Source organism: Bacteroides sp. CAG:633, assembly GCF_000435115.1.
GTDB lineage: Bacteria > Bacteroidota > Bacteroidia > Bacteroidales > Bacteroidaceae > Bacteroides > Bacteroides ndongoniae.
In genome coordinates, this window is the sequence record NZ_FR883089.1 from 20,114 (window position 1) to 31,440 (window position 11,327).

4 protein-coding genes are annotated in these 11,327 nt (G+C 43.8%); 2 read left to right on the forward strand and 2 right to left on the reverse strand.

Going from position 1 to position 11,327, the window contains the following annotated elements:
• Positions 1 to 2,064: glycoside hydrolase family 3 C-terminal domain-containing protein (locus tag QVP67_RS09465; protein WP_288180076.1), on the forward strand; the 2,064-nt coding region annotated here is incomplete at its 5' end.
• Positions 2,065 to 2,173: 109 nt separating this feature from the next.
• On the forward strand, positions 2,174 to 4,771 hold the full coding sequence (xyl3A, locus tag QVP67_RS09470) for a xylan 1,4-beta-xylosidase (protein WP_022163326.1): 2,598 nt from the start codon (positions 2,174 to 2,176) through the stop codon (positions 4,769 to 4,771).
• A 389-nt stretch (positions 4,772 to 5,160) separates the two neighbouring features.
• Here xyl3A and QVP67_RS09475 read toward each other — a convergent pair whose 3' ends face one another.
• Positions 5,161 to 7,137: a glycoside hydrolase family 97 protein gene (locus QVP67_RS09475; protein ID WP_022163327.1), complete on the reverse strand. Its 1,977-nt coding sequence runs from the start codon at positions 7,135 to 7,137 to the stop codon at positions 5,161 to 5,163.
• A gap of 60 nt (positions 7,138 to 7,197) precedes the next feature.
• On the reverse strand, positions 7,198 to 11,214 hold the full coding sequence (locus QVP67_RS09480) for a hybrid sensor histidine kinase/response regulator transcription factor (protein WP_022163328.1): 4,017 nt from the start codon (positions 11,212 to 11,214) through the stop codon (positions 7,198 to 7,200).
• Positions 11,215 to 11,327: the final 113 nt, after the last annotated feature.

An 11,327-nucleotide genomic window follows, 5' to 3' on the forward strand; every position in this document is an offset into this window, starting at 1 on the left:
CGTCTGAGCTACGCCCAAGGCAAGTTCAGCTCTCCCGGTTGCCCCCGCCTTGGTATCCCCGAATTATGGATGAGCGACGGCCCTCATGGAGTACGTGCGGAAGTCAACTGGAACGACTGGGGATATGCCGGATGGACCAGCGACAGCTGCACAGCCTTCCCGGCCCTCACCTGTCTGGCTGCCAGCTGGAACACAGAACTTGCAGGCAAGTACGGAAAAGCGATTGGTGAAGAAGCACGTTACCGCGAAAAGGATGTTTTGCTGGGACCCGGTGTCAACATATACCGCACTCCTCTTAACGGACGTAATTTCGAATACATGGGCGAAGACCCGTATCTGGCTGCTGAAATGTGTGTTCCTTACATTCAGGGAGTACAATCCAACAAGGTAGCTGTATGCGTCAAGCATTATGCACTGAACAATCAGGAAGTATGGCGTGGCCATATCGACGTGCAAGTAAGTGACAGAGCTTTACGCGAGATTTATTTACCCGCTTTTCAGGCAGCCGTCCAGCGTGGACATGCATGGAGCATCATGGGATCTTACAACAAAGTACGGGGCGTACATGCCACACACAACGAATTGCTGAATAACAAGATTCTGAAAGGAGAATGGGGCTTCGACGGTTGTGTCATTACTGACTGGGGAGCTGCTCACGATACTTATCAGGCTGCCATGTACGGTCTTGACATTGAAATGGGTTCCTATACCAACGGACTGACCTCGGAAGCAGAATTCGGTTACGATGATTACTATTTGGGAAAGAATTATCTGAAAATGATAAAAGAAGGTAAAATCCCTATGGAGGTTGTAAACGACAAAGCTGCACGTGTATTGCGTCTGATATTCCGTACCTCGATGAACAGTCAAAAGGGATTTGGTTCTATGAACAGCGAAGCACACGAACAGACTGCATACGAAATAGCCTCCGAAGGTATTGTTTTGCTGAAGAACCAGAGTTCGAAAAAGAAAGCAGCTCTATTGCCTATTGTTCCCGAAAAATATAACCGCATTTTAGTGGTTGGAGACAATGCAACACGTAATCTGATGTTGGGAGGTGGTTCTTCCGAACTGAAAGTGAAAAGATTTGTATCGCCACTCGAAGGGCTCAAAAAACGATTAGGCAATCGCATAGAATATGCACAAGGCTATACAGCCGGACGTCCGATTTATGGAAATGCAGAAAACATACCGCAATCCGTTATGGATTCTTTACGAAACGATGCAATCGAAAAAGCTGCTAAAGCCGACTTGGTTATTTTCATTGGCGGACTGAACAAAAACCATTATCAGGACTGCGAAGGAGGCGACCGGCTTTCGTACGGATTACCGTTCGGACAGGACGAACTGATCGAGGGACTTGTCAAGGCTAATCCCAATGTCGTAGCAGTCATTGTCAGTGGAAATGCAGTAGAAATGCCATGGAACAACCAGGTTCCTTCCATTGTACAATCATGGTATCTGGGTTCAATCGGCGGAGACGCACTTGCCGATGTAATGATAGGTAAAGTTACTCCAAGCGGTAAACTGCCGTTCTCTTATCCGGTAAAGCTCGAAGACTGTCCGGCTCATCACTTCGGACAACTGAGTTACCCGGGTGATAGCATCAAGGAAGAATATAAAGAAGATATCCTCGTTGGCTACCGTTGGTACGACACCAAGAAAATAGCTCCCCTGTATCCTTTCGGTTATGGATTAAGCTATACGACATTCGATTATTCAAAACCTGCCGCTACATCCAAGACTCTGACGGCAACAGATTCTTTGCAGATATCCTTCAAAGTACGGAATAGTGGAACTGTCATCGGAAAAGAGATCGTACAACTGTACATCGGTGATGAAAAATGCACGCTGCTCCGCCCCCAAAAAGAATTGAAAAAGTTCTGCAAAGTAGAATTGAATCCCGGAGAAGAAAAAGAAATAACTTTCTCTATCACGCCCAACGATCTGAAATTCTTTGATGACCGACAACAGAAATGGACTGTCGAACCGGGAAAATTCAAGGCATATATTGCTGCTTCATCAGCAGACATACGCGGAACCGTACAATTTGAATATAAATAATCGGGAAAACTGCAAAAAAGTAACTAGAGATATGCATTCCTCACCAAAATATGCATATCTTTAAAGCCCACAAACAAACAGTTTTTTCAAACAAAATCATTAAACAAACATGAAAAGAAAAAGAATTGCACGATTCGGACTGACATTAGGATGCGTTTGCTTCCTGATGTCAGCATGCCAAACACAAACAGAAGCGTATAAAGACGCTTCATTATCACCTGAAGTACGGGCCGAAGACCTCATCGGCAGACTGAGCTTAGAAGAGAAAGTCTCGTTGATGCAAATGAACTCACCTGCCATTCCAAGACTTGGCATCAAAAAGTATGACTGGTGGAACGAGGCCTTACACGGCGTAGGAAGAGCAGGTACTGCTACCGTTTTTCCACAATGTATAGGTATGGCTGCCTCGTTCGACAACGAGTTGCTGTATGACGTATTTACCGCCGTATCCGACGAAGCACGTGCCAAGAATACTCAATTTGCTAAAAGTGGTGACCTGAAGCGTTATCAAGGACTAACGTTCTGGACTCCCAACGTCAACATCTTCCGAGATCCGCGGTGGGGCCGAGGACAAGAAACTTACGGCGAGGATCCCTATTTGGCTGGCGAGATGGGTGTAAGCGTAGTACGTGGCCTGCAAGGTCCCGACACTACCCGATACGATAAATTACATGCCTGTGCCAAACATTTTGCCGTGCATAGTGGTCCTGAATGGAACAGACATGTATTCAATGCCGAAAATATTGCTCCCCGCGACCTGTGGGAAACCTACCTGCCGGCTTTTAAAAGACTGGTTACCGAAGCCGGAGTAAAAGAAGTGATGTGTGCCTACAACCGCTACGAAGGCGAACCATGTTGCGGAAGCAATCGTCTGCTGCAACAGATTCTGCGTGACGAATGGGGATTTGACGGCATCATCCTGTCCGACTGCTGGGCCATAGCCGACTTCTATACCGAGGGAAACCACAACACTGAGCCCGATGCTCAACATGCCAGTGCCAAAGCTGTACGTACAGGAACTGACCTGGAATGCGGAGCAAGCTACGGCTCTCTGGTCGATGCTGTAAAAGAAGGACTGATAGACGAAAAGACGATAGACAAGTCACTCAAACGTGTGCTGACTGCCCGCTTCGAACTGGGCGAAATGGACGAAGATGTTTCTTGGAAAAGCATTCCATACAGCGTAGTCGATTGCCAGGAACATCGCGACCTTGCCTTGAAGATGGCCGAAGAAAGCCTCGTATTGTTGCAGAACAAAAACAATCTGCTGCCTTTAGACAAACAAACGAAAGTGGCCGTTATGGGTCCCAATGCCAACGACTCCGTGATGCAATGGGGTAATTACAACGGATTCCCCAGCCACACAATCACGTTGCTTAAAGGTTTACAGCAAATGTTACCCGAATCGCAGATTATCTACGAGCCCGGATGCGACCATACTTCCGAAGTCACCCTGCTCAGCCTCTTCGACCGATGCAGCAGCAACGGACAAAAAGGTTTCCGTGCCATGTACTGGAACAAGCAGAAACCCGACAGTATTCCCGAAGTTACGGCACATGTTGGTACACCTTTCCGTTTCACCACGGCAGGAGCTACCGTGTTTGCTCCCGGAGTAAACCTCGGTGATTTTTCGGCTATCTACGAAGCCACTTTCCGTCCGGACAAAACCGAAGAAATCGCATTCAGTTTTCAGACACAAGGACATGTACGTCTCTACGTCGATGGCAAAGAAGTGGCTTCGGGATTAAATATGAAAAGTGCACGTGCCTATGCCATGCCCGTCGAGGCTGGAAAAGAATACCAGATCAAAGTGGCTTACGTAGCTACCGAAGGCGACTGCGCATCGCTCAACTTCGACCTGGGACGTGAAATTCCTCTTAATCTTTCAGCCTCTGTCAATCGGGTAAAAGATGCCGATGTCATCATTTTCGCCGGTGGTATCTCCCCTCAGCTCGAAGGAGAGGAAATGCCCGTTAAGATCCGTGGATTCCGTGGCGGCGACCGTGAGACCATCGAGCTTCCTTCGATACAGACAGCCTTGCTGAAAGCACTTAAAAAAGCTGGCAAGAAAATCGTATTCGTCAACTTCTCGGGTTCGGCTATGGCGTTGACTCAAGAAACTGAACTGTGCGATGCCATGTTACAGGCATGGTATCCGGGCCAAGCCGGTGGAGAAGCTATTGCCAAGACACTGTTTGGTGAGTACAATCCGGCCGGCAGACTGCCACTTACTTTCTACAGAAGTACCAGCCAACTTCCAGACTTTGAGGACTATTCACTGAAAGGACGCACTTACCGCTATTTCAAAGGTACTCCCCTCTTCCACTTCGGACATGGGTTAAGCTATACCAACTTTGAATATGGCAATGCCCGACTGAGTGCTTCCGCCATCAAAGCCGGCGAAACGCTTACTGTCACCATCCCCGTAAGCAACATCGGTGCACGCGACGGCGAAGAAGTAGTACAAGTTTATCTGAGACGTCCCGGCGACAAAGAAGGTCCTTCGCATGCCTTGCGCGGATTCAAACGCGTAGCCATAGCCAAAGGCAATACAACCGATGTAGAAATAGCATTGTCGCCTGAAGATTTCGAATGGTTCGACACAGAGACAAACACCATGCGACAGTTGGAAGGTGAATACGAAATTCTATATGGTGGCACATCAGATGTCAACAAGCTGAAAAAGACAAGCATAACGATAGAATAAGTTTCTCTAACCGTTAAGAACAATAAAGCTGAAATCTATCCTACAGCATAATAGCCGTCAGATAGATTTCAGCTTTTTTTCTGACTATACAATCCCCCCAACACACCGCATTAATTATCTATAAAGACCAGCCAAACTCCAAGCAACTTACCTGATGTCCTAAAGTCCCTCTTTACGAAGCTAAACACCTTCTTTACGAAGCCAAACACCCTCTTTAGAGATAGCAAATACCGTATTTATACTAACTGAATTTCTCCCAAGTTAGGGAGTGTTTTTTTCCCAGTTAGGGAAAAAAAATTTCCCAGTTAGAAAAAAATTATTTCCTAACTGGGAAAAAATCATAGTCTGCCAGACAAAATAATTTGGCTCTGTCCGAACAATATGTTTTCCTAAAGTTTCCGGATTCTCATTGCCACTCCTCCACCGGAAGCCATGTCATACTTCAATACCGTATCAGAGGTGACAGTGATTTCAGTCTTCCGGTAATCGGTGGCATTCCTGTCCGCATTGATTCCGTCAGTAAAAACAGTTGCTTTATACGTACCAGCAGGGAGGAAACTGAAATCTATGGTAATGGTCCGCTTATCCCAGTTCGTCAAAGCACCTACAAACCATTCATCGCCTTTGCGCTTTGCGACAGAAAGATATTTCCCGACTTTCGACTGCAAAGGAACATATTCATCGAACACCGTAGGCACAGACGCTATAAAACGTGTGCAATCGACATTCCGTTCGTAGAAAGTAGGAGAATCGCACAACATCTGCAAAGGAGAATCGAACACTACGTAAGAGGCCAGCTGATGTACACGGGTACCCATCGACATGGGTTGCTGTGTGACTGGTCGGAAAACATACCTGGCTGCATTGTTCATAGCTCCTGGAGTGTAGTCCACAGGACCAGCTGCCATACGGATAAAAGGCATTGTCACATCGTAGGCTGGCATATCGTAATTGTGCCATTTGCAGTTTTCCAGTCCACGAACACCCTCAAAACTCAAGACGTTGGGATAGCAGACATTCAGACCTGATGGTTTGAACATGCCATGCAGATCCAACACCAGATGATGCTTTGCCGCTTTCTTGGCCAACTCATAACAGAACTTCACCATAGGCTGATCGTCACGGTCGAAGAAATCGATTTTAAATCCCTTAACTCCCATCTTGGCATAATGTTCCAAGTAATAATCAGTATCCTTCACAAAGCCCAGATAGGAAGCCCACAAAATGATTCCTACATTTTTTTCATCCGCATAGCGAATCAATTCAACCAAATCAAGGTTCGGATTAAGCTCGCTCATATCTTTGGCGTTCTTGCTCCACCCCTCGTCCACTACCAGATATTCCAATCCGTAACGGGAAGCAAAATCAACGTAATGCTTATAAGTCTTCGTATTACAACCAGCTTTAAAATCCACCCCTGTTATATTCCAATCGTTCCACCAGTCCCAAGCAGCCTTGCCGGGTTTAATCCAACTCGTGTCGTCCAACTGACATTCACCACCCAATTCGTATACAAGGTCAGAACCGAGCAATTGCGAATCATCGGTAGATACTGCCACAATGCGCCAAGGCAAGCACTGACCTGGAGATAGCTGCGCGATATAATCGGCTCTGGTCTGGGGCATTTCGTTCAGCTGGTTAAATCCACCAACATAGAAATCAAGTGGGTATCGTGCAAAGTCGGCTTCCACACCATAATTTGCCTGTTCGGCTTTTTTCAGAAACATGCCCGGATAATCTTTCAGTCCGGACTCACCAATCAAGGCCTTGCGGTTTCCATCCAGACAAACCAACAACGGAGACAATGAAAGGGAATCTGCCTTCAGCGAGCTGAAGGGTAGAAAAGAATACAATGACTCGAATGCCGAACAATACTGATCGGACGCATCACGCAGATCGCAAACATAGGGAACCTGACAGGAATAGTCTTTGTCAAATACAAATTCGGCAACCTCATCGCTCAATATTACACTGTCCTCCGAATTGACAAAGCGGTAAGCTGCTCCCTGATTATACGCCCTGATCTGCAACCGGATATTATTCCTGAATGTCAGTTCGGTTTCACGATATTCGCTTTGCCAGCTACTTCTTTTATAAAAAGAAGATTGCCGAGTGACACAGACTTCTTTGTTTCGGACTTTCTTTACCCATAATCCAACTTCTGACTCCTCTTGAAATTTAAGCCCCAAGCGCGATGGCTGCAATACGGCAGCATCTGTGTAAGCAACTTCCCATGTCAGAAAGCCATCATCTGCATGAAGAACAACACGCAACTTTCCGTCTGGTGAACATAAAGAATACTTCTTTGCAAACAAATTCAAAGACGCAAACGACAATAACAAACAAAATCCGATCAGCTTATACATAAGTTATATTTTTTATAAGAAAGTAAAACCTCTCCACTCCGATTTACAACAACATACTTTTCACTTATAATTCTTTCTATATTCAGACGGTAACATGCCATATTCCTCTTTAAAATATTTCGAGAAATACTTGGGTTCGGTATATCCTACCTCGTAAGCGATTTCGGCTATCGACATTTGAGTCTTCGACAGCAATGCCGCTCCTTTCTTGATGCGAAGCGAACGAACATACTCACTGGTTGTCTTCCCCGTCATGGCAGAAATCTTCTTATTGAGATACACGGTACTGATACCTATTTCCTTGCTCAGCTGCTCAACCCCAAAGGTCGACTCAGACAGATGCTGATCCATGATTGTTATTACCTTATTCAGCAGCTTCTCATCCTGCGAACTATGTTCGACTTTAGCAACAATAGGTTCTTCCCGTTTTTCCGTTTCCTTCTTCACTTCTTGTTTCTTCAGCAGATTGGCAATCTGTGCTTTTAAAACTTCCAAATTAAACGGTTTTGTAAGAAATACATCGATGCCCAATTCCAGCCCCTTGATCTTATCCTGTTCGGATACACTGGCGGTCAGCAGAACCACCGGAATAGACGCAGTCTTATCTTGAGCTTTCAGCATCTCGCACAACTGCAGTCCATCCTTTTTCGGCATCATGACGTCCGATATGATAAGATCCGGTATATGCTTACATGCCTTCTCAAATCCGGCCTCTCCATCTTCTGCTTCAAGCACATTGTATTCGTGACGAAGATTTTCCACCAAATAATACCTGAAATCATCATTATCGTCTATGACAAGAACCGTATGTTCCTTAGGCGAAAAGCCCAAGGATTGAACAGGTTTTGCCACGTCTGTCTGAATGGATGTTTCTGCAGATTCCTGCTCTATCAGACACTCATCTCCCTTAACCAAAGGCAACTCTATTATAAAAGTAGTGCCTTTACCAATCTCGCTTTTTACATCGATCTCTCCCTGATGCAAATGTACAAAGTCGTGAATGATAGACAACCCTATACCCGTTCCGATATTAATGGTACGGCCATTCGACTCTACCTGATAAAAAGGCTTAAATATGTTCCTCAATTCTTTTTCCTCAATGCCAATTCCGGTGTCTGAGACACTGATTTTTATGGGCAGACTGGCTTCTTCGTTATATTCGACAGAAACTGCAACTTCTCCGCCATGAGGGGTAAACTTAAAAGCGTTGGAAAGCAAGTTGAAAATGATACGTTCCATTTTGGTCGGGTCAAATTGCGTATACAATTCCTCGACATTACCTGTAAATGAAAGCTTGACATTCTTACTTTGAGCCATATCTGCAAATGCAGCCGCCGCATTCTTAACAAAAGAGACCAAATCTCCCACCATCGGATTATAAGAGATTTCCCCAGCTTCCAATTTTCGGAAATCCAACAGCTGATTGACAATAAAAAGCAGCCGCTTGGCATTTCTCAATACCATATTCAACTTGTTCTTTATGGCCCAGTTTTTTTCTTGAACCAACAAGTTCTCAATGGGAAGTATAATCAGCGATACCGGTGTCCGCAACTCATGGCTTAAATTGGTGAAGAAATTGATTTTCATATTATTCATTTCTTCCATATGTGTCTTTTCCAGTTGTTGCTGCATGATTTTATACTTCAACGCAGTACGTAGCATGATATTTCTTACAATGTAATAAACAGCCAGAACAGCCACAATAAAATATATCAGGAATGCAGGCCAACTGAGCCAGAACGGCGGCAATACTTCTATCCCAATCATTTTTTCCTGAACATAACCGGCTCCCGATTGGTCGACCGCTCTTACACGCAATTGATATTTACCATAGTCCAAATCGCTATACGATGCTGCGGGAAGTACACCTTGAACGTTCTGCCAGTCCTTGTCTTTTCCCTCCAGCTTATACTCATACTTATATTTCTGCGGATATAACAAATCTAACGCAGAGAATTCGATCCGCATATTATTTTCATCATATTTAAGAACAACCTTCTTGCAGTTGGTCAACGCCTGTTCCAACAAAACACGTCCATTGAGCTCTTCACCGATCTTTACTACCCTGTTATTGATATACAAATTGGTAAATGATAACCTTTCTCCCTGCTCTTTATGTACGATCTCGGAAGGATCGAAAACATTATATCCGTTTACTCCACCGAAGATGACCTTATTGTCTTTGGTCAAGAGTCCTGATTTTGCATTGAAAATATTATCCTGCAATCCGTCTTCTTTGCCATACTTCGATATTCGTACCTCCATATCCGTCAGATTCCCATAACTGATAACCTGAATGCAGAACAAGCCTTTGGGAGTACTGACCCAAATATCATTGTTTTTGTCTACAATCGCCATATAGACAGTATTCTGCTCGATGCCTTCTTTGTCTGTAAAAAAGTGATAGTTCTTCATATTGGCATCCACTACAGCAAGCCCACCTTGTGTACACACCCAGTAATATCCATGCAAGTCTTGTACAATACGGTTTATGTAATTCTTTTCAGTGGTCGTATCTTCAGGTTTGTTGAATCTGAAGAATTTCACTAATTCATCGGAAGCAGAGATGACCTGAATGCCAACAGAAGTTCCAAAACAAAGTTCATTATCAGCCTCTTTTCGGAATATACATTCGATCGTGGTAGCTGTCTTTTCCGCATTATATCTAGATGCGACAAAACGTTTCTCGCTGTCAACATAACGGAATATACCTTTATTCAAGGAACCGATCCATACATTTCCACTATTGTCCTCGCCAATACACCACACAGAGCTGTCTATGCCGTCTTTCTCGTCAAAATGCACAAACTTATTATCTGCATAACAATACAATCCGTCCATGAATGTCCCGATCCACATTCGCTGCTTACTATCCTGAAAAAGAGATACGATAGTTCCTTTACCATCTCCTTTCGGATTATAGCTGATCTTCTTATAGGAGCTTTCATCCTTCGCTCTTACATAAAGTCCATCATCATTTGTCCCAATCCACAACCGGTCCTCACTATCTTCGGCAAAACAGTTAATGTCATTCAGCCATTTCGATTCGTTAATTTTATAAGAATGGAAAGAATTGAACAATGGATGATAGCAGTCAAGACCATATTTATAAGTACCAATCCACAAGATACCGTCAGTATCGGAATACAAACTGCTTACAGTATTGTCTGAAAGCGAATATAGTTCGTTCGTTTTTTTTATATTCTTGATGGAAAACGTATTCATATCTATGACATAAAGTCCTCCATGATCGGTCCCAATATAAATGTTGTTCTCATTCTGAGTGATACATCGAAGCAGATAAGAATCGAACAAAACATCCGAAAATTCACGCCACTGATTGATTGCAGGATTATACTGAACCAAAAAACGCTCATCGCATATTGCCCAGACATTGTTACGGTCATCCACAAAAAGCCGGATCCTGCTGAGTCCTTTTCCCGAGAGATAAGAAGAGCGGTCTACAATATCCCCCGTATCCATATTTACCTTTAACAATGCAAAATCCTTATCCAATAGCCATAGGTATCTTTTAGAGTCGATACACCCTGTTATGAAGCCTTTCTTATCAGAATCTTTAACCTTAAGTGTTTGCTTCTTTTCGTGATCATAGATAGAAACCGAATAATCGTCCAAAATGTATGCATCCAGATTTTTCTTCTGAATAATAGCCCGTATCCAGTTCCCTTGGGTTACATTTCGTTCTTTAAGAATAAAAGCATAATCATTGTAAAAGCACTCTTTACGCAAATCAAAAACAGAATAACCAGCCCTCGTCAATATCCAGAGCAAACCGGAAGCATCTTCGGTAATAGAATAGATATAATTATTGGCTATGCTGTTTTTATCAAGAGAATTTTCCTTGTACGTTTTAATCTGATAACCATCGTAACAGTTTACTCCCAAATCTGTACCGATCCATAAAAAGCCTCTACTGTCCCGATAAATGGTATACACCGAATTACTGGACAAATCCTGATTCGAATTAATATTTCTAAAATAATACTGCTTGGCCGAGACCGAAAAAGCCAATAAAAACAAAAAGATCCCTATCAGGTAAGACTTAACATAAGACATGTTATTTTTCATGGTAATCAGATACAAAAATTTACTTCTAGTTTACAATATCCGCCACTTTAAGGCAAAATCCTATGCAAAAATAGAAAATAGTTCCAACTCGGAATCCCTCA

What these genes read in the sequence shown, in the direction of transcription:
- xyl3A (WP_022163326.1), top strand. Translation starts at nt 2,174, where the DNA reads ATGAAAAGAAAAAGAATTGCACGATTCGGACTGACATTAGGATGCGTT.
- QVP67_RS09480 (WP_022163328.1), bottom strand. Translation starts at nt 11,214, where the DNA reads ATGTCTTATGTTAAGTCTTACCTGATAGGGATCTTTTTGTTTTTATTG.
- QVP67_RS09475 (WP_022163327.1), bottom strand. Translation starts at nt 7,137, where the DNA reads ATGTATAAGCTGATCGGATTTTGTTTGTTATTGTCGTTTGCGTCTTTG.